We start from the raw sequence: 24,218 nt of genomic DNA on the forward strand, positions 1-24,218 counted from the left end.
CGCCTGCACCCAGTGCCCAGTCCAGAATCAAAGGGAATGCCGACATGCTCAATCGATTGAGGGAAGACATCGCCAGTGTGTTCGAGCGCGACCCGGCGGCGCGCACCGGCTTCGAGGTCTTCACCACCTATCCGGGCCTGCACGCGGTGTTGATGCATCGGCTCGCGCATCGCCTCTGGAAGCAGGATCTCAAATGGCTGGCGCGCCTCTTGTCGAACGTGGCGCGACTCTTCACCGGGATCGAGATCCATCCGGGCGCGGTCATCGGCCGGCGCTTCTTCATCGATCATGGGATGGGGGTCGTCATTGGCGAGACGGCGGTCATCGGCGACGATTGCACGCTTTATCATGGCGTCACGCTGGGCGGCACCACCTGGCAGAAAGGCAAGAGGCATCCCACGCTCGGGCGCGACGTGGTGGTCGGGGCGGGGGCCAAGGTCCTGGGTCCACTCGAGATCGGCGACGGCGTTCGGATCGGCTCGAACGCCGTCGTCGTGAAATCCGTCCCGGCCGGAGCGACGGTGGTGGGGGTTCCGGGTCGCATCATCGAGCCGGCGAAGGACGAGGCGACCCGTCGGCGGGCCGACACCGCCAAACGCATCGGCTTCGATGCCTACGGGGCGACCCGCGACGCGCCCGACCCCATCGCCAACGCCATCAACCGGATGTTGGATCACATCCACCACATGGATCAGCGCATGGAGCTCATGTCGCGCGCACTTGAGACCCACGGCATCATGCATCACTTCGAGCACGATCCCACACTCGACAAGGTCGAGATCCCGCCCGCAGCCGCGCCGGACGAAGCGGGAGGCGACGACCCCGGTCTCATTTCTCGCAGATCTGATACGGATTAATTGAACGCCTTGGTTGGATAACGTATGATCGGGCGATTTATCGACAAAGGAGCCGGTTGGACGTGAGACTGACAACGAAAGGCCGCTATGCGGTGACGGCAATGCTCGATCTCGCCATCCATCAAGGGCAAGGACCGATCGCTCTGGCGGACATTGCCCAACGCCAGGGGATCTCGCTCTCATACCTCGAGCAACTCTTCGCGAAACTGAGGCGTCGCGCACTCGTGACCAGTGTCCGCGGCCCGGGTGGCGGATACAACCTCGCACGTCAGGCCTCGGACATCCATATCGCCGAGGTGATCTCCGCAGTGGACGAAAATGTCGATACGACCCGCTGCGGTGGTGCGCATAATTGCCAGAACAATGGTCCCTGCCTGACCCATGACCTGTGGCACGACCTCAGCGATCGGATCTACGACTATCTGAATCGAATCAGTCTGCAACAACTGGTTGATCGCCGCCATGATGCCCACGCTCGACCCGGTACGGCCTGCACCGCGGTCGACGTCAAGCTCGGCGTTCAGCGCATCGTCGCCAACGCCTGAAGGCGCGCGCCGCAAAGCCGAAGCGCAGCCCGAGAGATCCTCTGCCAGCTTGATCTGTTGAGCACCTGTCGAGGCGACTCGGAGGATCGACGAGCGGCGCCGGCGCGGAAGCCCTGAAAGCCGGCCGTCACCCCGCCCGAACGGGCTGGCGCAGGCAGCCCCTGAAAGGACGCAGGGACGCGCGGAATCGACCGCGCGTCAGCACTGCTCCCAGGGCAAGCCGCGGAAGCGCCAGCCACCCAGCGTGCTGCGGTGATGATGGTCGTCGAGATCGCCCTCGAAACCCTCGTCGACGTGATAGACGGCCGTGAGGCCGTCGCGGGTGAGGGCCTTGCCGGCCTCGAGCGAGCGCTTGCCGCTGCGGCAAATCAGGATCACGGGCGCACATGGCCCACCCGGATCGCAGACCGCGCCACCGAGTAAGAGCTTGCGGATCTCGGTGACGAAATGGGGATTGATGACCCAGTCCGGCTCGTCAATCCATGGAACATGCACCGCACCTTTGGGGTGGCCCACGAACAAAAACTCCATCGAGGAGCGGATGTCCACCAGAACGGCCTGGGGATGCTCTTCGAGCATCTCGAATGCCTCTTGCGGTGTCAGGGATTTCGGTAGGTCGTCGTTCACGCGGACATTCCTCTTTTGGTGGTGACTGTTTCAATGGTCGCCCCCAGACAGGCGTCTCTGGTGGTCGACCCGGACGCGCAGTCTAGCAAAACTCCCGGAACTGTCCTCCGGATGCGAGGCCGCGGACGGGTTCCCGCCCGAGAGATGCCGGCCGGTCGTCATGATCACAAGGAGTTTGGCTTTGGGCCTCGACCGCGACTCACAACCCGTTGCACATCCACTCGGCGTGCGGGTGAAAGACGCCATGGCACGTGGGTTGGCGCGTGTCATCGGGCGGTTGCCGCTAGGGCTGCTCCACCGTCTGGGGTCCGGCCTGGGGCTGCTCATTGCGTATTGGCCCAATCGACAGCGGCACAACGCGCTGATCAACATCGCACTCTGCCTCCCGGATCTGGATCGACCGGCTCAGAAAGAGATGCGCAAACGCAACCTGCGAGAATTTGGTAAGACCTATTTCGAGATTGCCTACCTCTGGCTGCGTCCGGCCGAACAGGTCTTGTCGCTGGTCCGCGAGGTGCGGGGGGGCGAGCTGCTCAAGCGCCGTAACGGCCAGGGCCTCATCGTCTTGTCGCCGCATCTCGGTGCCTGGGAGCTCGCCGGTCTCTACCTTGCCGCCCAGGGCCCGACCGCGATCTTTTACAAGCCGCAGAAATATCTCGACGACCTCATCCGCGCCGCTCGCGCGCGCAGCGGGGCCGCGCTCGCGCCGATCACCGCGCGGGGAATACGACTGCTGGTTCAGGCACTGGAGCGGGGCAGCTACGTCGGCATCCTCCCGGACCAGGAACCGAAGGCCGACAAGGGCGCGGTATTTGCGCCCCTGTTTGGGATACCGGCCTTCACCATGCTCCTGGTCAATCGGCTTGCCCGCAGGACCGGCGCGCCGGTGATCTTCATGTTCGCGGAACGATTAGCCGGGGCCGATGGCTTCCGAATGCACTGCATTCAGGCACCCGAGGGGATCGCGAGCAAGGACGATGTCGAGGCGGCAACCGCATTGAACCGGGGGATCGAGCGCTGCGTCTCGGTCTGCCCCGAGCAATATGTCTGGCCTTACAAACGTTTTCGACGCCGTCCGGCAGGGGCGCCCAAGGTGTACAGCGGACCAATCGGGGACCGACATGCGCTTGCCCAGGTCTCGCGCATAAGGCAGTCGATTCAGGGTCCAGACTCAGCTGCTTGGGCGACACGGCGCGGCAAGCAGACGCTCTAGGAGCCTGTCGGGCTTAGGATGAATCGGCTACGGAAGCGGGAGAATGGTCCACGTCGCCCCGCTTGTTCGTCACATCGCCCCCACTCTGCGCCTCAAAACCGGAACGCAATGGCCTCGCTCTTCATGCTGATTCTTGGCCAGGATGGCCAATCGATTTCCCATTTCCTTAGGCCATCGCCTGCTGACGAGGAGGGACCTTGTGTGCGGCGCGGGACGGCGCATCGCCGGGTTCTGCCCGCTTGCTTGTGATCTCAGTCTCAATTCGCAGAGCGTCCATGCCAGTTGCCTGTCGCCGGGTGCCGAACCCGCGAACAGCTGCCTCACGCAGCATCCCGCACATCCCTGTGCTCGATCAGGCCGGCTCGCAGAATCAACTGATGTTCTCGACCGCGCTCTCGGTCTCCCCTTTGTTGTCCGTCCAAGTGATCTCGATCGGATCCCCGACCTCTCCGCCGGTAAACTTGAACGCCAGATAGGGGTTCTTCGATACGCCACCACTCCAGTTGGCGGTCATCACGACCTGGTCTTTGGCCTTGCAGACGACTTCCTGTATGAAGTGTGCGGGAACCAGCTCGCCGGTCTTTTCGTCCTTACGGAGCCCGGTTTCCATGGGATGATTCATCAAGCACTTGACCTCGGTCTGGCCGTCTTTGAGCTTGGCGCGGATTTTGATATCTGACATCGCTGGTTGCCTCAAGTTTAGTGTCTATGCCTCGTCCTGCGGTGGTGGTCGCAACGCTCAGCCGCCGCAGCCGCCGATCGTGACCTTCACCTCCTTGGCACCGCTATAGAGCTTGTCGCCGGCCTGCACCACCGCGACCACGTCCGCGGTCTTGGCCATCTTGATCCGGGTGGAAACGAACGGAACGGCCGAGTCACCGAGGTCGAACGAGGCGATGAGGGGCGTCTGGTTAGCAGAGGCAATGATGGCGATCGATTTGACGTCTTCCATGTCCGTCTCGACGGTGACCGGCACGACGGCCCCGTTCTCAGCGATGTCCGGTGCTTTGATCTTGATGTCGTCGCTGGTCTCGGTGACATCCGAGCCCAACAGGTTCTTGAGGGCCTCCGGAAGGTCCTTCGCCTGAAATGCCGCCTGATTCCAGTTAGCAAGGACCAGGCTAGGGGAAAGCAGCCCGGCGCCGACCGCGACACCGATGGTCCCGGCGGCAAGTGAACCCTTGAGCAGGATTCGACGTTTTGGATCGATCATGGATCATCTCCTATGGAGCATGGTTGGGTTGACTGGGATGCGACGGCCATCACCGTCTTCAAGAACGTCCTTCGCAAGGTGCCGGACGAAAGCCTTATTGGCCGGGGAAACATCACACGAGCACCGTGCGTCTCCCACAGGCAAGGCCGGCCTTGAGTACCGCTGATCGGTCAGGATTCGGACTCGGTCGCAAAGACACGCGGTGCTCCCAGACAAACCCGACCCGCGGAGGTTTAGGCGGTAAGCGCCGCCAAACCATCGTAGTCATCCGAACCCTCTTCACGGGGCTTGCAAAAGCTGCAGTCCGGCTCATCCGATGCTGAACCGACGTTTCAACGCGACCAATGGTACCGTACTCCCCAAAAACTTGGAACGCGCTTCAATTCGGGTCAGTGGCCGCCGCACGCAGCGGATCGCCGCCCCGCCGCTTCTCTTCACGCGCCTCTTCGCGCAGGGCATCGAGGCGGACCTGAATCTGCGCAGCGTCGTGGTAAGGGACACCCCTGCGACGCAAGGCCAGCTCAAGATGCCGGATGGCCGGCTCGAGATCCCCCTCCGTATAGAGCTTCTCGGCCCGGAACCGATCGACATTTGCCTGATCGCCAGCCTTGATGGCGGCCTCCACGATCAGCTCGTACAGCATGGCATTGCCCGGACGGACCCTGGCGATGGTCTTGAGCTCGTCGACGGCGCGCGCGGGCTGCCCGACCTTCATGAGCGCCCCGGCATAGGCAATCCTCAGCGGCCATTGACTGGGAAACAGACTCACCGCCTGCTTGAGATGCGAGAGCGCGTCCGCGCTGTTGCCGAGCTCAAGGTCGAGATTGGCATCCAAGACGATCAGCTCGGCTTGGCTGGGGTGAGCCGCCAGCAGTCGATCGCTCTCGCGCTTGGCGTCGGCGAACCGGCGCGCGTGCTCTAGGGCCAAGGCATAGCCATAGCGCTCGGCAACCTCGCTGCGATACCGGCCCTCACGGAGTGTTTGCTGGAAGTGCGCGACCGATTGCTCGGCCCTTTGGTACGACCGCTCGCGCAGCTTGGCGCGCGTCAGCAGGAAGCGCAAGCTATCCGGACGCTGCCGGGCCCCGAATCTCTCCGCGCGCCCGAGCGAATCGGCGATGCGGTCGGCGGTCACAGGATGGGTTCGAAGAAAGTCCGGCGCGTTATTTTCGTAGATACGCGTCGCCTTCGAGAGGCGCTCGAAGAAACCCGCCATCGCATAGGGATCATGACCCGCCCCGACCAGTGTCTGGATCCCGACGCGATCCGCTTCTTTCTCATTCTCGCGGGTGAAGTTGATGCGCCGCTGGATCGCCGCGGCCTGGACGCCCGCGATCGCCGCCGCGCCGGCATCTGCAGAAACCTGGGCGCCGAGGATGGCCGCGGCCACCAGCAAAGCGGTAGTCGGGAGACTGAGCTTGCGCTGATCCTCAAAGGAGCGCAGGAGGTGGCGCTGGGTCACGTGCGCGATCTCATGCGCCATGACGGCAGCGAGCTCGCTCTCGGTCTCGGCCGCAAGGAGCAGACCGGAATACACCCCGATATAGCCGCCGGGTCCGGCAAATGCGTTGATGACGGGCTGATCGATCAGGAAGAAGTGAAAGCTTCCACCAGCGGTCCGGTCGGTCGCAACGAGCTCGTCGCCCAGCGACTCAACATAGCTCGTCGCGAGCGGATCGTCCATCACAGGCAAGGCGTTGCGCACGCTGCGCATGAAGGCCTTGCCCAGCCGCGCCTCAGCGGCCAGCGTCAGCATGCTGTCGGATGAGTTTCCCATGTCGGGAAGGCTGAATGCATCCGCGCGCACGCCGGCGGGTACAACGAGCAAGAGCGCCAGCAACCCGTGCAGCAGCCGCCGAGAACGAGCGATCAACGTCCTGATCATCATGGGTTCGTCAGACGCGATGCGAGAGCGGGAGTTCCGTTCCTCTCAGTTCAGTTGGATCCGCTGACCCCAGGGCACACTCCCGCGGCCCTTGACCAACCAGATGACCGGATACGGCGGCTCCACCGCGGGGAAATCGCCCTGTGCATCGGTGAAATAGACCATCAGATCGGGCTGAACGCCTTCTCGGGCAACCCACTGGAACACCGGCCGGAAGCTGGTCCCGCCCCCTCCCCCGATCTCGCGCGGAAGCGTCAACTGCTCCCACGGCTCGAAGCGGAAGGGCGCTCCCTCACACAGAGCGGCATCACAGGGCAAGAGGGTGACGCGGGCGCGCACCTGGCCCTTGAGCGCGTCGACCTCACTGACGAACTCCTCCATCTCGGCATCCTTGATCGAACCCGAAGTATCAACCGCGACGAGGATATCCATCTGGTGGCTGCGCAGACTCGGCAGGATGAAATCCCCCTGGCGCCTTGATGGGCGGGCGTAGCTGTAGTCGTCGCGCGCGGTGGCGGTCATGTAACGTGCGAGGAGCATTCGCCAGGGCAACTGGGGCTGCAGCAGATGGTCGATCATCCGCGCCAGCTCACCGCCGAGCTTGCCGGCCTGCTGCGCCTGCTGGGCGGCGCCGGCGAGTCGCTGCTGCCATTGCACCGCGAGGGTTTCCTGCTCGTGCGGGGTCAGGGGCTGAGGCTCGCCGGCGGGGCCGCCCGACCCGTCGGACTCGCTCGAACGGGCGGAGCGATCGCCCCCGGCGTCTTCAGCAGCCTCACCGGGCCGGGATTGGCTCGGTGGATGGGGCTGCTCGAGATCCTTCTCCGTCATCCCGGAGCGGCTGCCGCCCTCTTGGCTCTCCTGATCGTAGGCATGCTTGTCGAGCGTCTCAGACAGGTCATCGTCCTCGATGAGCGGATAGATCTCCTCCGCGGTCATGCCCTTGTAGGGCGGCATCACGAGCGCGTTGGGAGGGGCCTCGAGCCCGTCATCGATCAGCAGGGGGTTGATGGCGTAGTCGCAGGCGAGATCCCACTTGCGCTTGACCCGATGCTGGCGCCGCGCGAAATGCGACAGGGCGCAGTGCAGGGCTTCGTGCGCGAGCATGAACTGGGTCTGAGCGAGGCTCAGGCCCCCGATATACTCGGGGTTGAAATAGAACGCACGTGCATCGGTCGCGGTGGTCGGGCACCAATCGGGATCGGAGGCATGCATCGGCAGACGCAGGACCAGGGCACCGAGAAACGGCTTGTCCAGGATCAGCCGCGTGCGCGCTGCAGCGAGCTTGGTTTCGATGGCCCGCAGATCCGAATCCGATCCCAGAGCCCTCCGGCCTCCGTCACTCATAGAGCATCACGTCCGCGACGACCTGCGCCCAGTCGGCGAAGGCCGGGACCTCGAAGAGGCTGTTGCCGACCGCCCGGTGCAGGTCGGATACCAGCATGACCCCCATCTCGCGCTCCGGAAAACGCCCCGCATAGGCCAGGATGTGACCTATCACCCGCTCCCTGTCGGCGCGTCCCTGGGCCCGGATGGCTCGTCCCACCAGAGCCGCGGCGACCGCGTACTGCAGATCGATCTCACGCGGAACCGGGACCGTCTCTCCGGCGAGGATGGCGTCCAGGTCTGGCATCTGGTCCAGGCTGTTGACGAACGCCGTTACCTCGATCCCAGCGGCTGGCCCGACACACCCCTGCAGGGTGCCCTGCAACAATTCCGGTAGGTCCTCGAATTTCTTGAGACAGCGATGGGCAAACTCCCAGGAGCGCGGCGACGGGAAGGCGACCGGATTGTGAGCCGGGTCGAAGTCGAACAGAAGCTCAGGACGAAAGCGCAGGAAGGCGATCACCCGCTCGTCGATGCCCTGCGCATAGGCCCAGGCGACCCAGTCGTCAAGATGGGTCTCGACCTCAAAATGCGAAAAGCGATTGGCGAGCGGCGCGGGCATGCTGTAGGTCACGCCCCGGTCGCCTTGGCGATTGCCCGCCGCGAAGATCGCCCAACGCTCCGGCACCCGGTAGTCGCCGAGACGGCGGTCCAGGATCAATTGGTACGCCGCCGCCGACACTGAAGGAGGCGCCGAGGTGATCTCGTCGAGGAAGAGGATGCCGGCTGGCCCATGGCGTTCCGCATCGGGGAGGATCGCGGGGATCGCCCACTCGACCCGGTCTCCTGCTCGGAAGGGGATCCCGCGCAGGTCACTCGGCTCCATCTGTGACAGGCGGATGTCGAGCATGGGCACGCCGTGACGCTCGGCGATCTGAGCGACCATCTGAGACTTCCCCACACCCGGGGGCCCCCAGAGCATGACTGGGGTGTGGTGACCTTCCGCGGTACTCGAGAACTCGCGCTCCAATACGCGGAGCAACTGGGACGGGCGCATGGTGATTCGTCTTCCTCTCAAGGCCGGGCGGCAGGGCCGCGCGATTCAGCCAACAACAGGGGGAAAGTGGGTTTTCGCGCCACACTTCACAAGACGGTCGCCGGACCAGGAGCCGCTCTCGAATCTGGCTGAAGCCGCGATGATCTTGTCACACATAAGAAAAACGCTGTATTCTTATTGCCCTTCTCGTCCCCACGATCCGGCCCGACGCGCGGGCAAGGCTCTACACGAGACTGGAGAGGACCCCCCGGGGATCCGGGTCGCTGCGCCCGGAGCCATCCACACCAACGAGACACTCGAAGGCCAGGCTCGCCTGATCTGAGCCTTCGCTAACGAACGAGTCCGGAGACCAGACATGAATCAGTTCTACTATGATGCCGTGACCAAGATGGAGCAACTCGGGGTCGACGACGAGTATATCCAAGGCTGGCAGTGCGGCTTCCTGCAGAACCCGAAACGCGAGGAGCAGCGGATCACGGAGGCCTACGAAGCCGGCTTCAGCGACGGGGAAGAGAAGAACACGGACAACTTCGAGGACTGGGTCAAGGCCTGAGTCTGATTCGACGTGTCGACACGGGCGGGGTGACCCGCCTTTTTTGTGTCCAACCGATCGGGGCACCCGCCGCCCATGAGCGGCGCACGCCCCGGGGCCGTTCGCTCCCCACCAAAGGATCGATTCGCTGACCCGTCCGATGCGGCTTGACGGTGCTGGAGGGGACGGGGTTCGAGCGGGACGGGAGGCCTTCGGCGACGCCTACGCTGCCCTCGCCAAGGTCTGCAGAGGCGGGCGAATGAGGAGCGGATAGGTCGCCAGCGTTCCAGCGACACCGATCAGGAGCCCGGAGCCGAAGACCCCGACTCCCCATACAGCGGGGTTGAAGCTGAATTCCAGTGCGAACAGCTGCTCGGCCAGAAGCCAGCCAGTCAGCTCCGCGAAGATGGAGGCCAACAGTCCGGCCAAGACACCGGCAGCGGTGAACTCGACCGCCAGGCTGAGCAGGAGTGTCCGCCGCCCCGCCCCCAGCGTACGCAGGATGCCATGCTCGAGTCGGCGTTCCTGGAGGCTGGCCTGGATCCCGGCGTACATGACGAGAATCCCGGCTGCAAGGGTGAACAGAAAGACGTACTCCACGGCGAGCACGCCGCGCTCGACGACCTGCCGCACCTGGCTGAGTAAGGCATCCACATCGAGCAGGGTGACGCTCGGGAATTGCCTCACCAGATCCGGAATCATGGCCTCGCGGTCCTCGGGCAGAAAGAAGCTGGTGATGTAGGTCGCTGGCTCCGAGCCGAGGAGCGCCGGGGACGCGATCACGAAGAAGTTGACGTTGAAGCTGTCCCATTGGACCTGGCGCAGACTGGTGACCGGGGCGCTCAGCTCGCGCCCGGATACCAGGAATGCGATCTGGTCGCCCAATGAGATGCCGAGCGTCTCGGCAACGCCCTGCTCGAGCGAGAACTGGGGCGATGCCCCGGCCTCGCCCCACCAGTCACCGGTGAGGATCCGGTTGTCGGACTGAAGCACGACACCATGACTGAGGTTGAATTCGCGCGAGGCGAGCTGCTCGGCCCGCGGATTCGCATAATCCGACGGGACCACAGCGTGGTCATTGATCCGCACTAGCCGGCCGCGGACCATCGGATAGATCCCGGCCTCGTCGATACCCGATGCACTCAGGAATTCGCGCAGTGGCTCGACGTCTTGCGGCTGGATGTTGATCAGAAAGTGATTCGGAGCGCCTTCGGGTAGGCTCTCCTGCCAGGTCCGCAGCAGATCGACGCGCACGACCGCGAGCACCAGCAACGCCAGGATGCCGAGCCCCAACCCGGAGATCTGCAAGACCGCCCCGGCGGGACGTCGCGCCAGCGCGGCCAGCCCCAGCCGCCAGACGCCGCGGGCGCGCCCGGCGAGTCCACCAGCCACATGCACGAGAAACAGGACGGCGACGACCAGGCTCGCGACCGCACCCAACACACCGGCCAGGAGCTTCCAGGCAAGCTGCAGGTCGCCGGCCTGCCAGACGATCAAGAGGGCCAGTGCCGCTGCGGCACCCACCACCGTCAAGATCGCCGACCCCCGCGGCGCACCGAGATCGCGACGCAGGGCGCGCAGGGGTGAGACCTGGGCCAGCTGGAACAAGGGCGGGAGCGCAAAGCCAAGGAGCGCGACCAGGCCTGTGGCGACGCCGACCAAGACGGGCGACAGTGAAGCTGCCGGCAGATCCGTCGCGAACCAGTCGGACAGCATCGCCATGAGTCCGAGCTGCCCGCCCCATCCCAGGAAACAGCCGATCAGGCTGGCGGCGAGTCCGAACAGGAGCAACCTGAGCATGAAGACACGCATGAGCAGATGGTGGGGGGCACCGAGACAACGCATGACGGCGACGGCGTCGGTCTGGCGCTCGACGAAACGATGACTGGCGAGTGCGATGGCCGCGCCCGCGACCAGCAAGGTGACGAGTGTCGCCAAATGAAGGAAACGCGAGGCCCGCTCGACCGCCGTCTCGAATTCGGGGCGGGCGCTGCTGCCGTCGATCAGTCGGACACCGGCCGGCAGATTGGCGAGGACCCGCTTCTTGAAGCGCTCCACGGCGGCCGCCTCGCCCGACACCAACAGCCGATGCTCGGCACGGCTCGCCTCGGTGATCAGCCCGGTTGCCTCCAGATCCGCTCGATTGATCAAGACCCGTGGCGCCAGAGCGACGAAGGCGCCGCCGCGATCCGGCTCGTAGCTCAGGATGGCCCCCATCGCAAGCTGAGACTTCCCGAGAGCCACGGGATCCCCGAGATCGGCCCCGAGCAGCCGAAGGAGGCGCGCCTCGACCCAGACCGCACCTGGGGACGGTCCCGACCCAACCTCTCGGTCCGGCTGGTCGAATCCATCGCGAATCTTGAGATGGCCGCGCATCGGGTAGCCCGCGTCCACCGCCTTGACCTGGACGAGCTGGGGACCCTGCTCGCCCACGACGACACTCCGAAACTCGATAGTCCCTGCAGTGGCCAGCGCTTCTTGGCCGGCCTGCGCGACATATTCGGTGGGCAGCGGCGTGGAGGACTCGAGGGCAAGGTCCGACGCGATCAGCTCGCCGCCTTGCCGGGCCATGGCGGTTTCCACGCGATCGGTGAAGAAGCCGACGGCCGTGATGGCGGCGACCGTCAGGATCAGGGCCGAGGCGAGCAGATAGAACTCGCCGCTGCGCCAGTCTTGGCTCAGCAAGCGCAGTGTGATCCGCCAGGTCTTCATGGCCCTGGCTCGAGCCGGCCGGCCTGCATGTGGAGGCGGCGATCGCAGCGCTCAGCGAGGCGCGGGTCATGGGTGACCAAGACGAGCGCGGCGCCGGCGTCGGCGCGCAGGTCCAGGAGCAGATCGATAATGTGCTCGCCGGTCATCTGGTCCAGGTTCCCGGTCGGCTCGTCAGCAAACAAGACCTCCGGGCGAGGTGCATAAGCGCGGGCGATGGCGACGCGTTGTTGCTCACCACCGGAGAGCTGGCGCGGGTAATGTCCAGAACGCGGGATCAGGCCGACCCGCTCCAACGCCTCGTCTGCGCGGCGCGCGGCGTGACGCACGCCGGTCAGCTCGAGCGGGAGCAACACGTTTTCGCGCGCGGTCAAGGTCGGCAACAGTTGGAAGCTCTGGAAGACGAAGCCGACGCGTCCGCTGCGCAGCGCGGCACGTCCATCCTCGTCGAGGTCACCCAGACGCTGGCCGCACAACCAGACCTCACCTGCGCTCGCGCTGTCGAGACCGGCCAGCAGACCCAGCAGGGTCGACTTGCCCGAACCCGAGGCACCGAGGATGGCGACGGCCTCTCCGGCCCGGATCTCCAGGTCGAGCCGCTCGAGGATGGTCAAGCCGCCGGCCGGGCCGTTAACATGCTTGCCCAACCCGACCGCTTTCGACACGGTTTCCACCCTCTGTGCCGACATGATCCGACTTCTCCTGCTGACCTTTCTGTTCCTCTCCGAAGGGGCGATCGGCACGACGCCGACAGCCCTGCCTACGACCCCGACCATCCTGGTGCTCGGAGACAGCCTCAGTGCGAGTTATGGCCTGGATCGCGAGCTTGGCTGGGTCTCACTCCTCGAGGAGCGGCTGCGCCAGCGTGGCATGCCGTACCGGGTGATCAACGCGAGCGTCTCGGGGGAGACGACCGCCGGGGGACTGACACGCCTGGATTCGCTGCTGAGTCAGCATCAGCCTGAGGTGCTCTTAATTGAGCTGGGCGCCAATGACGGCCTTCGCGGACTGTCATTCGACATCATGCGAGGCAATCTGATCGCACTCATCCGGCGCAGCCAGGCTGCCGACAGCCGCATCCTGCTCATCGCCGTGCCCCTCCCGCCCAATTACGGTGAGGCTTACACGGTGGGCTTTCAAGCCGTGTTTCGCGACGTTGCCGAGGCCGAGAAGGTCGCATTCGTCCCGGATCTCCTCGCGGGCATTGCCGAGGACCGCACCCTCATGCAAGCCGACGGACTCCACCCGACTGCCGAGGCGCAGCCGCGGATCCTGGGGAATGTCTGGCCGGTCCTGGAGCGATTGTTGCCGCCAAGCGCTGGCGGCACACAGCAATAGACGCGGGCGAGGCGAAACTGTACCGGGGTGACGGGGTCAACACCGGAGCTGCTTTGATGTCCTGCCCAGGGTGGGTCGAGGATGGCAGGGTTCAGGTTGGCGGCCGAGCGCCGGCCGCCGGCGAGGCGGGAACCAGCGTGCAGCCACCGCCGGCCTCACCTCGGCCTCTCAAACCCCCTACAATTCGCGGCAACCAAAACCCCGTCCCGAAGGTCACTGGAGTCACCCATGCACCGAATCACCATCGTCGGGTCCGGCTTTGCCGGACTAACGGCCGTTCAGAGTATCCGGCGCGGCGATCAAGACGCCGAGATCACGCTTGTCAGCCCAAAGGCCGAGTTCGTCTATTATCCGGGCCTCATCTGGATCCCGAGCGGGATTCGTCGGGGTGAGGACCTGCGCGTGGCGCTTCGCCCGTTCTTCGAGCGGATGCGCATCCATCATCTGGAGGCAGAGGCTACCGGGCTGAGCGCGGACGGACGAACCCTCGAGACCGGCATCGGACCGGTCCAGAACGACGGACTCCTGATCGGCAGCGGCGGTCGCTTTCTAAAGAAGCTCCCGGGCATCGAGCACGCGATCACGCCCTGTGAGGGGATCGCCGCCGCCGAGGCCATCCGTGATCGCGTGAGGGCGATGGAGGGGGGCACGATCGCCATGGGATTCGCCGGCAACCCCAACGAACCCAGCTCGATGCGAGGTGGGCCCATCTTCGAGTTCCTGTTCGGTATGGACAGCCAGCTGCGCCGGGAGCGGCGGCGCGAGCGATTCCGTCTCATCTTCTTCACACCCGCCGAGCGCCCGGGCAATCGGCTGGGGCCGAAAGCGGTCGACAGCCTTCTCGTCGAGATGGAGCGCCGCGGCATCGAGACCCACCTGGGCCACAAGCTCAAATCGTTCTCAGAGTCAAAGATCGTCACCGAAGGTGGCGAATTCGACGCCGATTTGATCCTCTTCATGCCCGGGATGACCGGGAATGCCTGGTTCGACAACACCGACCTCCCGCGCTCGCCGGGTGGACTCCTGCAGGCCGACGCACACTGTCGTGTCGTGGGATATGAGCGCGTCTATGTCGCGGGCGACTCGGGCAGCTTCCCCGGTCCGGACTGGATGCCCAAGCAGGCCCACATGGCCGACCTGCAGGCGCGGGCGGCCGCGCAGAACCTGCTCGCCGAGCTTCGGGGTCAGGCGCCGACCAAGACCTTCAAGGTCGAGCTCATCTGTATCGTCGATGCAAACGACACCGGAATGCTGGTGATGCGCACCGAAAAGCATAACCTCGTTCTCCCCGCGATGCGGCCGTTCCATTGGCTGAAACGCGGGTTCGAATGGTTGTACCTGCGCCGATATCGTTGAGGCATCGCTGAATCACTCGGCGACTCCCGCGGGGACAGCCCCCGCTCTATTGCAGGCAGGTCAAACAGGCCGCCCTTCGAGAGTCGCGCCGCTCCTACAGTGACTTGGATAAGGTGTCAGGCGCGGGCCTTGCCCGCATTTCCTCAAGGCAGGGTCCCGCCGGTCTCGACACCTTCCTTTGGCGTCGGGAGCAGATCCGCGCGGCTCACGCCAAGGAGGATCACAGCAGCGGTGGCGACAAAGATCGTCGAATAGGTTCCGACCAACACGCCGATGATCAAGGCGAGCGAGAATCCGCTGATCGCCTCACCGCCGAAGATGTAGAGCGCCAGGAGAACCAGCAGGGTCGTCCCGGAGGTGACGATGGTCCGGGAGAGCGTCTGGTTGATCGAGACATTGGTGATGTCGATCACCGTGCCCTTGCGCATCTTACGGAAGTTCTCGCGGATCCGGTCGAAGATGACGATGGTGTCGTTCAGTGAGTAGCCAATCACCGCCAGGACCGCCGCCAGGACAGTGAGATCGAACGGGATCTGGAAGAGCGCGAAGATGCCCACCGTGAAAATCACATCATGGATGAGGGCCACGACGGCACCGACCGCGAAACGCCACTCGAAGCGCACGGCGACATAGACGAGGATGCCGATGAGGGCGAACAAGACCGCGAGTCCGCCCTGCTCGCGCAGTTGCTCGCCGACCTGCGGTCCGACGAACTCGACCCGCCGCAGCTCGACCCGGCCCTCAGCCGCCTGGCTGAGCGCCTGAAAGACCTGCTCGCTGACTTGCGCACTCGCCTCCTCCCCTTGCTCGGGGGACAGACGAATCAGGACGTCGGTGCGCGCGCCGAAGTGCTGCACCGTCGCGCCGGTGAAGCCCTTGGCCTCAAGCGCGGCGCGTACGTCGCTCAATTCGGCCGGATCCTGATAACCGACTTCCAGCACAGTGCCCCCGGTGAAGTCCAGACCGAAGTTGAAGCCGCGCAGCAACATCGCGAGGATACAGAGCGTCAGCACGACCCCGGACAGAACCACCGCAGGGCGGCGAATGCCCATGAAGTCGACATTCAGCTCGTTAATGACGCTCAGGTCTCTCATCGATTCGCCCTTGATTGAAGTCGCCACCTGGGTTGGCTGGTACTCGCACGTCCGTTCACACTGGAGGACGCGGGTTAAATCGCCAGTTTTTTCACACGCCGGCCCCCGTAGATCAGATTGATCAGTGCGCGCGAGCCCAGGATGGCGGTAAACATCGAGGTCAGGATCCCGATGAAGAGGGTAACCGCAAATCCCTTGATCGGCCCGGTTCCGAAGCTGAACAGGACGACAGCGGCGATGAGGGTCGTCACGTTGGCATCCACGATGGTCGACAGGGCCTTGTCAAACCCCGCGTGGATGCTTGCCTGCGGTGAGTTGCCGTTGCGGATCTCCTCGCGTATTCGCTCGTAGATCAGGACATTGGCATCCACCGCCATGCCGACGGTCAACACGATCCCCGCGATTCCCGGCAGGGTCAAGGTCGCCTGCAACAGCGAGAGGATCGCGACGATCATCACCAGGTTGACCACGAGAACGACGTTCGCGACCAGACCGAAGACCCGGTAATACAGCGCCATGAAGACCAGAACCAGGGCGAGGCCCATCATGACCGAACGAAACCCCTGGTCGATATTGTCCTGGCCCAGACTGGGGCCGATGGTGCGCTCCTCGACGATCTGGATTGGCGCCGCCAGGGCGCCCGAGCGGAGGAGCAAGGCGAGGTTATGGGCCTCGTTGCTGCTGTCCAGACCAGTGGTCTGAAAACGGCGCCCGAATGGCTCGCGGATGGTCGCTACACTGATGACCTCCTCAACCTTCCGGGTTCGTTTGACGGCTTCTCCGTCGACCACCTCCGTGGTGGTCTGGTTTTCGATGAACACGACGGCCATCGGCTTCCCGACATTCTCGGTGGTGATGGCACGCATCCGCCGGGCACCCTGGCCGTCCAGATTGACGAAGACAGCCGGACTGCCGGTTTGGCTGTCGAAACCGGCCGAGGCGTCGGTAATCTGATCGCCGGTCACGATCACACGCCGATTCAGGAGGATCGGGCGACCGTCGCGCTCGCGATACAGCCGGCTCCCCACCGGCACGCGGCCTTCCAGGGCATCGGCGACGCTGTTCTCGGTATCGACCAAGCGATATTCGAGTGTGGCGGTTGCCCCCAGGATCTCTTTCAGGCGCCCGGGATCCTGGGCACCCGGCAGCTGGACGACGATCCGACGGTCGCCCTGTCGGGCGATGCTGGGCTCGGCCACGCCCAATGCATTGACACGATTGCGCAAGGTCGTGATGTTCTGCTCCAGCGCGAAGCTGCGGATCTGCTCCTGCTGCGGCGGCGGCAGGGCGGCGGCGATCAGGAGGTCGCCTCCCTCTTCGAGGCTCTGGATATCCAGATCGCGAAACTCTCTGCTCAGGGCGCGTTCAGCGGCATCACGGGCCGCGGCATCGTTCAGCTTGATCAGGATGCGCGAGCCGTCCCGCACCACGGTGAGATAACGGATCTTCCGGTCCCGCAGCTGGGTGCGGATATCACCGACATAGCGCTCGAGGGCCTGATCGAGTGCGGCCTCCATGTCCACATCGATCACCACATAGATACCGCCGCGCAGATCGAGCCCCATCGACATGGGATTGAGGCCAAGCGCCCGCACCCAGTTGGGGAGATCAGCAGACAGCGTGAGTGCGGTCCGATAACGCTCCGACAAGGCACGCTCGATTGCTTCCTGTCCTCGCAGCTGATCACCGGAAGTCGGGAAACGTGCCAGCAGCTTCCCGCCTTCGCGGGTCTCCACGCGCTTGAAGGGCACCCCGGCGTTCTCCAGAACCGCCCGGACCTCGCCGACACTGGCCTCCGTGATCTCGGAGCCACGCGCGGGGGTGATCTCGATGGAAGGGTCCTGCGAAGAAAGGTTGGGCACCGCCAACAGCAGGGAGCCCAGGACGACTCCGATGATCAGCAGGTTCTTCCACAGGGGGTATTGGTTCATTGCAATTCCAGTCGCAACAACGGGCGTGATCCGGGAGGATCCGGATGACTGGCCGGCGCCGAGAAGGCCACGCGGCAGCGAGGACCGGGCCCCGCTCAAGACGCCGCCGGATCGCGGACGAGCGCAAGCGACGCCTTAGAGGTCTTTCAGGGTCCCTTTGGGCATGACCGACTCCACGGCGGCGCGCCGAATCTTCACGGCGACCCCGTCGGCGATCTCCAGCAGGGCGAAATTGTCGCCCAGGTCGGCGATGCGCCCGCCGATGCCCCCGACCGTTACCACCTCGTCACCCTTGGCCAAGGATTCCACCATCTTGCGGTGCTCCTTCTGACGTTTGGCCTGCGGGCGGATCAGCAAGAAGTAGAAGACCACCGCAAACAGGACCAGCGGGAGTAAGGCCAATAAGGGATCACCGCCGGCTGCGGCAGCCTCGCCTTGGGCGAGTGCATCGGGAATCAGGAAGCTCATTGTCGATTGCCTTTGGTCTGAGGATCGCGCGACCGCGACCCAGCGGTCAAAATGAAGACGGAGCCGAAAGGGCGCAATGGCCCGACTGAAAACTCGGCGCCGAATTATGGCATAGCATGGGTCAAGTTGCAGCGTCGCCAGGCGGGAGCGCGCGCGAAAGCCCTCCGCAACCGGCCCGCCGCTCGCCATCGCCTGGGGCTGGCCTCAACGCCGACCACAGCGCGCGGAAGGCGGCCCGGGACCCAACCGAAGCAACGAGGCGCATGGCCGCTGCCGGCAACCCTATTGGGGAGAGGCGTTGAGTCGCCTGAGGCGGTTGAAATCGCTCACGAACTCGGCGTAGCCGCCGCCGGCGATCGACGCACGCAAGCCGCGCATCAGGCTCTGGTAGTAGTGGAGGTTGTGGATCGTCTGCAGGCGTGCACCCAGGATCTCCCTGCACTTATCAAGGTGGTGCAGGTATGCGCGGCTATAATGGCGACAGGTATAGCAACCACACAGGGGGTCCAGCGGACCCTCGGCACGGCGATGCGCCGCGTTACGGATCTTCACGGTGCCCTGATGCGTGAAGAGATAGCCGTTTCGCGCATGGCGCGTCGGCATGACACAGTCGAACATGTCGATACCCCGGCCCACTGCGGCCACGATATCTTCCGGTGTGCCGACTCCCATCAGGTAACGCGGGCGATCCCTCGGTAGCTTGTCGGCGAGAAAGTCAAGGATCCGCAGACGCTCGGCCGCGGGCTCACCGACCGAAAGCCCGCCGATCGCATACCCGTCGAAGCCGATCGACAGGAGTCCGTCCAGTGAGTCAGCGCGCGGCCCTTCATGCATGCCGCCTTGGACGATGCCAAACAAGGCCGAGGTATGGTCGGCATGTGCCACCCGCGACCGCACCGCCCAGCGCAACGACAGCTCCATGGACTCCCGCGCCTGGGCCTCATCGCACGGATAGGGTGTGCATTCGTCGAAAACCATCACGATGTCCGATCCCAGCTCGCGCTGGACTTGTATCGAGATCTCGGGACTCAGAAAGACCGGCCTGCCATCGACCGGCGAGCGAAAGTGCACCCCCTCCTCGGTGATCTTGCGCAGCTCGCCCAGGCTGAACACCTGGAAGCCCCCCGAGTCGGTCAGGATCGGTCGCTCCCAATGCATAAAACCGTGCAGATCGCTACAACAGCGGACGACTTCTGTGCCGGGTCGCAGCATGAGATGGAAGGTATTCCCCAGAACGATCTCAGCACCCAGCTCGACCAGCTCTTCGGGTGTCATGGCCTTGACCGTCCCATAGGTGCCGACCGGCATAAAGGCAGGGGTCTCGACCGTCCCGCGCGCGAAGGTGAGGCGGCCGCGCCGGGCGAATCCATCACTCGCCAGCAGATCAAACCGCATCGATGCCGGCCGCCACAGGCATGTCGGGATCAACATCGAGCCAGGCCAGGACCTGGTGAAAATCTGTCACCATGAGTGTCGGCGGCGCCAGCTCGTCCGGCCAGGTCCGTCCGTAGCGGTTCACCCAGACCGCCGTCAGGCCCGCAGAACGCGCAGCCTCGACGTCTCTCCAAGGATCGTCCCCGAGGTGCAGACACTCGCCTGGCGCGCAGCCGGCATGCGCGAGCGCTCCGAGAAAGAGCGCGGGATCGGGTTTCGCGGCGCCGACATCGGCGGCCGTGAGACTCCGTTCGAACAGACCACGCAGAGGCGTCGCCTCGGGGTTTGCGGTCCCGTTGGTGAGTGAGACCAATCGGTAGCGTGTCGATAAGTGGTGGAGCGCTGGGCCGACGTCAGCAAAAGGCTCGACTCGATTGCGATGGTGGTCGAACCACGCCATGCCTTCCTCGGCCAGGGCGGCAGCGTAGTCGAACGACTCCAGCAATGCGACCAACGAGCGGCGGCGGATCTGCCCCAGGTCATGCGCAATCTCGGGCATCGCGTCCATCAGGCTCCGGCGGTGGCGTCGCAGGCTCGCTAGATCGTGGGCATTGGCCAGCCGTGGCGCACGCCGGCGAAGCCACGCGTGCAAGGCCTCTTCGGCGGCCTCGATCACGGGCGCGCAGGGCCAGACCGTATCGTCGAGATCCAGTGTGATGAGACGGAAGCCGGGGTCGGGCATAGACGACGGTCGCGCGCCGCTCACATGGCGTGGGTGGGCGGCGCTGACTCGGCCAAGAGGGCGGCGTGGCTTGAGCGAAGCTTGGCGAGCTTGGGTGAGATCACGACCTGACAGTAAGCCTGCTCGGGGTTCCGGCGATAGTAGCCTTGATGGTACGCCTCGGCCGCAAAGAAGGCTGGCAACGGTTCGACCTGAGTCACGACCGGCCGCGACCAGACACCTTCCGCCTGCAGCCGGGCAATGACCCGCCGCGCGACCTCGCGCTGGGCCTCCGAGTGGGAATAGACCACCGACCGATACTGGGTGCCGACATCGGCTCCCTGACGGTTCGGGGTCGTTGGATCGTGGATGGTGAAAAAGACGTCGAGCAGGGTCTCGAAGTCGATCCGCTCGTTGTCGAAGGTCACCTGCACGACCTCGGCATGGCCGCTCTTGCCCGAGCAGACCTGCTCGTAGGTGGGCTGTCCGCTCGCCCCCCCTGCATACCCGGACACAACAGACCGCACGCCCTGAAGGCCCTGGAACACCGCCTCGAGGCACCAGAAGCACCCACCGCCAAGCGTCGCCGTTTCGATTGCCATCGGTTGCTCTCCCATCCGGTTGATGAAGCGCGATCTCACCGTCGCCGAAGACACCGAGCCGCAACGGTCGCCTCAGCGCACCGGCCCCCCTCCATGCCAGGAGGTTGGGGCGCCATCGATTTCGCAACAGCTCGGGACGGACCTTGAAAAAGGGGTTGACAAGCGAAGCAGCACATAAGAAACTGTTGATGTACTGAAGCTACCGGCTTCGGTGCACTCCTCCATCCTCCTTTGGTGGTAACTTCGAAGCGCGACGCCCGTCGCGCTTTTTTTTGCCTCCGTCTCGGACAGGACCCGGGTCGTAACATGGCAGACCGTCGTCGTGCCGGGTCGGGAAGGGATGCACTCCGATTTCAGGCGCTGAAGCGGCTGACAATGAAGGAAGCGGGAGACCCTGCCTTCCGGTTCCGCGCTGAGTTTCCGCCAGCATGGCCGATACGTCAGCGTCTCCCGAGCGCCGCGTGCGGGCTTGGGGAATCAGATGTGCTGCGACCAAGGCGAGGATTCAGTGCTCAGCTTAAGCGCATTGCGGATCCCCTCGACCACGTCGGCCGGGGATGGAGGGAACAGATGGTCTCGGATCATTCGGTCGATGACCCGCTCGGCACGCAGCCAGTCCTCATCCGCCCCGCCGGGAGCGAAACCCCGCCGCTCGGCGAGATAATAGGCTGCAATCGCGATCATCTCGTGACGCTGCTCAGCGGTTGGAGCCATCGGGGCCGGTGGGCGAGGTCTGTTCATCGGCCGGGACACCTCTATCTGACCTGTTTCTGGCGTTTGCTCGAGTGCTGATTATGCCATCGGGGGCCTCTGGAAGGCGCGTTGCGTTTCCCCTCCACAATCGCAGGTCGAGCGGCGGCGAGCAGCGCGGTAACATGCACATCGCAGGCTGGCCCGAGCGGGCGAGACCTCGGCAATCAGTTATCTCGACAGTCAAGAGGATGCTTTCATGGGCTCAGCAGCGCCTTCCTTTTTTCGGAGGGCATTCATCGCCTTTACGAGTTTTCGGCGTGCCTTGAAGGATCCGGGCTTCGCCCAGGCCGTCTCCGCGCTCGCCAAGGCAGAGGCGGGTCGTCCCCAGGCGCGACCGGCCGGCCCCGCGACTGTGCCTTTGGCGGCGGCTCAACCGGACTCTGCTCTCCTGCTGCTTGGTCTGCTGCAAAAGGAAGGGCGCTTGCTGGATTTTCTGAAGGAGGATATCAAGACCTATTCAGACCAAGAGGTCGGCGCGGCGGCGCGGATCGTGCACCAAGGTTGTCAGCAGGTCTTGAACGCGCATCTCAAGATCGCCCCGGTGCGCGACGAGCCTGAGGGCAGTCGCGTGACCCTGGAGCCGGGTTTCGATGCATCGGCGATGCGTCCGACAGGCAACGTTGTCGGGGACCCGCCGTTCGTGGGTGCGCTGGTGCACCGTGGCTGGCGCGTCGTCGAAATGGACCTGCCGCGAGTCACCGGCGGGCATGATTTGCGCATCCTGGCAGCGGCAGAGGTGGAGCTGTGAGCGAAAAACATTATGCCGTCGGCCTCGACCTGGGAACCACGCATTGCGCCCTGGCCTTCGTGGATTCCGACAAGAGCGAGGGCGAAGACATCCTGCAGGGTCTCGTCGCGATTCCACAGCTCACCGCACCTGGGTCTGTGGAGGCGCGCCCGCTGTTGCCCTCCTGTCTCTATCTCCCCCACCCGGACGAATTCAAGGCCACGGATTTGGGACTGCCCTGGGAGACGGAACCCGACCGGATCTGCGGCGAGTTGGCGCGCAATCAAGGGACGACAACGCCAATCCGTCTGGTCTCCAGCGCCAAGAGCTGGCTCTGCCATCCGGATGTCGACCGCAAGGCGGCGATTCTGCCGGCTGGCGCGGCGGATGAGATCCCGCAGATCTCGCCGTTCGATGCGACGGTGCACTACCTCGCGCATCTTCGCAACGCCTGGAACGGGCAGTTTCCTTATGATCCGTTGAGTCGCCAGGAGGTCACGGTCACCGTTCCGGCCTCCTTCGACCCGGCCGCACGCGAGCTCACCGCCGAGGCCGCGCGCGCCATCGGTATCGCGCACCTGGTTCTCCTCGAAGAGCCCCAGGCGGCCCTCTACAGCTGGGTCAACGCAAGCAGCGGCGACTGGCGTCAGCAGGTGCGGGTCGGCGACGTCATCCTCGTGGTGGACGTGGGCGGGGGAACCACCGACCTGTCTCTGATCGCGGTTACCGAGCAGAACGGCGCTCTGGAGCTGACGCGGGTCGCCGTCGGCGAGCACATCCTCCTCGGCGGCGACAACATGGATCTCACACTGGCACACCTGTTGAAGCAGAAACTGGGAAGAACGGGTGTCGAGCTCGACCGCTGGCAGTTGCAGGCCCTCACGCATGGTTGCCGAATCGCCAAAGAGTCCCTGCTCGCCGACACCGACCTCGACCGCATCCCGGTGGTGGTGCCCAGCCGCGGCTCGCGCCTGATCGGCGGCAGTATCCGCACCGAGCTGACCCGCGAAGAGGTGCAGTCGACCTTGATCGAGGGGTTTTTCCCAGCGGTCGATTCAAGCAGTCGGCCAGCCAATCGACCTCGCGGTGCGCTCACCAAGGTCGGTCTGCCATATGCGCAGGACCCCGCCGTCACACGCCACCTCGCCGCGTTCCTGGGCCGTCAGACCGGGGCAACGGAAGACCTCGCCGGGTTCGTTGCACCGGCAGCGGGAGCGAGCTTTCTCCATCCGACCGCCGTCCTTTTCAACGGCGGCGTCTTCAAGGCGGAGCAACTGCAGGCGCGAGTCGTCGAGGTGCTCAACCAATGGTTGGCCGCCGAGGACGCACCGCCGGCACGCCTGCTGAAAGCTCAAGATCTCGACCTGGCCGTCGCCCGCGGGGCTGCTTTCTACGCCCATGTACGTCGACATGGAGGGGTACGGATCCGCGGCGGCACGTCCCACTCGTACTATGTCGGGGTGGAAAGCGCAGCCCCCGCCATCCCGGGCATGGAGCCCGAAATCCAAGCACTCTGTCTGGTGCCTTTCGGGCTGGAAGAGGGCTCGGAGCCGGTCGCTGCGCCCCAGGAGTTCGGCCTCGTGGTCGGCGAGCCAGTGCGTTTCCGTTTCTTCGGATCCAGTGTTCGCCGAGAAGACCAGGTCGGAGAGCTGCTCGAAGAGTGGCCCGAAGATGAGCTGGACGAGCTTGACGAGATCCAGACCACGCTGCCCGCCAAAGACCATAAGAAGGGCGAGGTGGTTGCCGTCCGACTACAGGCCACGGTCACCGAGGTCGGGACCTTGGAGCTCACGGCCATCCCGGTCGGCGCTCCCGGCCAGCACTGGAATATCGCCTTCAATACGCGTGGCCGAAGCGGTGAATAAGTCAGGGACGGGCGCTCGCAAGGCCACC

At 64.6% G+C, this 24,218-nt stretch carries 23 protein-coding genes; 8 read left to right on the forward strand and 15 right to left on the reverse strand.

Translation table 11 applies throughout. The features are described 5' to 3' along the window. The first annotated feature begins 44 nt into the window (after positions 1–44). The gene (gene cysE, locus LJE61_RS14225; protein ID WP_296909917.1) at positions 45–857 is read left to right on the forward strand and encodes a serine O-acetyltransferase; all 813 of its coding nucleotides are present in this window, start codon (positions 45–47) and stop codon (positions 855–857) included. Positions 858–919: 62 nt separating this feature from the next. After that, on the forward strand, positions 920–1,402 hold the full coding sequence (gene iscR / locus LJE61_RS14230; protein ID WP_296909919.1) for a Fe-S cluster assembly transcriptional regulator IscR: 483 nt from the start codon (positions 920–922) through the stop codon (positions 1,400–1,402). 198 nt (positions 1,403–1,600) lie between these two features. Here the strand turns inward: iscR and LJE61_RS14235 are convergent, their stop codons facing one another. Next, positions 1,601–2,029, reverse strand: a complete 429-nt coding sequence (locus LJE61_RS14235; protein WP_296909920.1) for a rhodanese-like domain-containing protein — start codon at positions 2,027–2,029, stop codon at positions 1,601–1,603. A 181-nt stretch (positions 2,030–2,210) separates the two neighbouring features. Between LJE61_RS14235 and LJE61_RS14240 the strand changes: the two genes are divergently transcribed. Beyond that, positions 2,211–3,242, forward strand: coding sequence for a lysophospholipid acyltransferase family protein (locus tag LJE61_RS14240; protein WP_519972627.1), 1,032 nt, complete (start codon positions 2,211–2,213; stop codon positions 3,240–3,242). Positions 3,243–3,612: 370 nt separating this feature from the next. Here LJE61_RS14240 and soxZ read toward each other — a convergent pair whose 3' ends face one another. From soxZ to LJE61_RS14265, 5 genes are all read right to left on the reverse strand, one after another. Beyond that, the gene (gene soxZ, locus LJE61_RS14245; RefSeq protein ID WP_296909921.1) at positions 3,613–3,924 is read right to left on the reverse strand and encodes a thiosulfate oxidation carrier complex protein SoxZ; all 312 of its coding nucleotides are present in this window, start codon (positions 3,922–3,924) and stop codon (positions 3,613–3,615) included. A 57-nt stretch (positions 3,925–3,981) separates the two neighbouring features. Continuing rightward, positions 3,982–4,455 (reverse strand): thiosulfate oxidation carrier protein SoxY, encoded by a 474-nt coding sequence (gene soxY, locus LJE61_RS14250; RefSeq protein ID WP_296909922.1) that lies wholly within the window; start codon positions 4,453–4,455, stop codon positions 3,982–3,984. 379 nt (positions 4,456–4,834) lie between these two features. Next, on the reverse strand, positions 4,835–6,343 hold the full coding sequence (locus LJE61_RS14255; RefSeq protein WP_296909924.1) for a M48 family metalloprotease: 1,509 nt from the start codon (positions 6,341–6,343) through the stop codon (positions 4,835–4,837). 42 nt (positions 6,344–6,385) lie between these two features. Beyond that, positions 6,386–7,684 (reverse strand): vWA domain-containing protein, encoded by a 1,299-nt coding sequence (locus tag LJE61_RS14260; RefSeq protein WP_296909925.1) that lies wholly within the window; start codon positions 7,682–7,684, stop codon positions 6,386–6,388. Further along, a complete protein-coding gene (locus tag LJE61_RS14265) occupies positions 7,677–8,720 on the reverse strand; it encodes an AAA family ATPase (protein ID WP_296909926.1) in 1,044 nt (347 codons plus the stop codon). Before LJE61_RS14265 ends, LJE61_RS14260 begins: the two co-directional genes overlap by 8 nt. Positions 8,721–9,075: 355 nt before the next feature. Between LJE61_RS14265 and LJE61_RS14270 the strand changes: the two genes are divergently transcribed. Next, positions 9,076–9,273, forward strand: a complete 198-nt coding sequence (locus LJE61_RS14270) for an Alvin_2107 family globule sulfur oxidation protein (RefSeq protein ID WP_296909928.1) — start codon at positions 9,076–9,078, stop codon at positions 9,271–9,273. Positions 9,274–9,474: 201 nt separating this feature from the next. Here LJE61_RS14270 and LJE61_RS14275 read toward each other — a convergent pair whose 3' ends face one another. Further along, entirely contained in the window at positions 9,475–11,964 is a 2,490-nt protein-coding gene (locus LJE61_RS14275) for an ABC transporter permease (protein WP_296918741.1), read from the reverse strand. Further along, positions 11,961–12,650 carry an ABC transporter ATP-binding protein gene (locus LJE61_RS14280; RefSeq protein WP_296909931.1) on the reverse strand — a complete coding sequence of 230 codons (690 nt, stop codon included), beginning with the start codon at positions 12,648–12,650 and terminating at the stop codon, positions 11,961–11,963. The genes LJE61_RS14275 and LJE61_RS14280 overlap by 4 nt, the downstream gene beginning before the upstream one ends. Between LJE61_RS14280 and LJE61_RS14285 the strand changes: the two genes are divergently transcribed. Both LJE61_RS14285 and LJE61_RS14290 read left to right on the forward strand, forming a co-directional pair. After that, positions 12,649–13,299, forward strand: coding sequence for an arylesterase (locus LJE61_RS14285; RefSeq protein ID WP_296909933.1), 651 nt, complete (start codon positions 12,649–12,651; stop codon positions 13,297–13,299). The genes LJE61_RS14280 and LJE61_RS14285 overlap by 2 nt on opposite strands. 228 nt (positions 13,300–13,527) lie before the next feature. Next, the gene (locus tag LJE61_RS14290) at positions 13,528–14,655 is read left to right on the forward strand and encodes an NAD(P)/FAD-dependent oxidoreductase (protein WP_296909935.1); all 1,128 of its coding nucleotides are present in this window, start codon (positions 13,528–13,530) and stop codon (positions 14,653–14,655) included. A 143-nt stretch (positions 14,656–14,798) separates the two neighbouring features. On the opposite strand, the gene secF is transcribed toward LJE61_RS14290, so the two are convergent. From secF to LJE61_RS14325, 7 genes are all read right to left on the reverse strand, one after another. Then, the gene (gene secF / locus LJE61_RS14295) at positions 14,799–15,749 is read right to left on the reverse strand and encodes a protein translocase subunit SecF (protein WP_296909937.1); all 951 of its coding nucleotides are present in this window, start codon (positions 15,747–15,749) and stop codon (positions 14,799–14,801) included. Between the two features lie 74 nt (positions 15,750–15,823). Next, complete coding sequence (gene secD / locus LJE61_RS14300; RefSeq protein ID WP_296909939.1) at positions 15,824–17,680, reverse strand: protein translocase subunit SecD; 1,857 nt, start codon at positions 17,678–17,680, stop codon at positions 15,824–15,826. Between the two features lie 135 nt (positions 17,681–17,815). After that, positions 17,816–18,148, reverse strand: coding sequence for a preprotein translocase subunit YajC (yajC, locus tag LJE61_RS14305; protein WP_296909940.1), 333 nt, complete (start codon positions 18,146–18,148; stop codon positions 17,816–17,818). 282 nt (positions 18,149–18,430) lie between these two features. Beyond that, positions 18,431–19,543, reverse strand: a complete 1,113-nt coding sequence (gene tgt / locus LJE61_RS14310; protein WP_296909941.1) for a tRNA guanosine(34) transglycosylase Tgt — start codon at positions 19,541–19,543, stop codon at positions 18,431–18,433. Beyond that, positions 19,533–20,264, reverse strand: coding sequence for an HAD family hydrolase (locus tag LJE61_RS14315; RefSeq protein WP_296909943.1), 732 nt, complete (start codon positions 20,262–20,264; stop codon positions 19,533–19,535). Before LJE61_RS14315 ends, tgt begins: the two co-directional genes overlap by 11 nt. Positions 20,265–20,284: 20 nt before the next feature. Then, positions 20,285–20,845, reverse strand: a complete 561-nt coding sequence (gene msrA, locus LJE61_RS14320; protein WP_296909945.1) for a peptide-methionine (S)-S-oxide reductase MsrA — start codon at positions 20,843–20,845, stop codon at positions 20,285–20,287. 477 nt (positions 20,846–21,322) lie between these two features. Then, positions 21,323–21,529 (reverse strand): DUF2934 domain-containing protein, encoded by a 207-nt coding sequence (locus LJE61_RS14325; protein WP_296909947.1) that lies wholly within the window; start codon positions 21,527–21,529, stop codon positions 21,323–21,325. 265 nt (positions 21,530–21,794) lie between these two features. Here LJE61_RS14325 and LJE61_RS14330 point away from each other — a divergent pair, with 265 nt between their 5' ends. Together LJE61_RS14330 and LJE61_RS14335 are read left to right on the forward strand one after the other, a co-directional pair. Then, positions 21,795–22,346, forward strand: coding sequence for a DUF2760 domain-containing protein (locus LJE61_RS14330; protein ID WP_296909948.1), 552 nt, complete (start codon positions 21,795–21,797; stop codon positions 22,344–22,346). Further along, positions 22,343–24,190 (forward strand): Hsp70 family protein, encoded by a 1,848-nt coding sequence (locus tag LJE61_RS14335; RefSeq protein WP_296909950.1) that lies wholly within the window; start codon positions 22,343–22,345, stop codon positions 24,188–24,190. Before LJE61_RS14330 ends, LJE61_RS14335 begins: the two co-directional genes overlap by 4 nt. The last annotated feature ends 28 nt before the right edge of the window (positions 24,191–24,218 follow it).

Source organism: Thiocapsa sp. (assembly GCF_022340925.1).
Lineage (GTDB): Bacteria > Pseudomonadota > Gammaproteobacteria > Chromatiales > Chromatiaceae > Thiocapsa.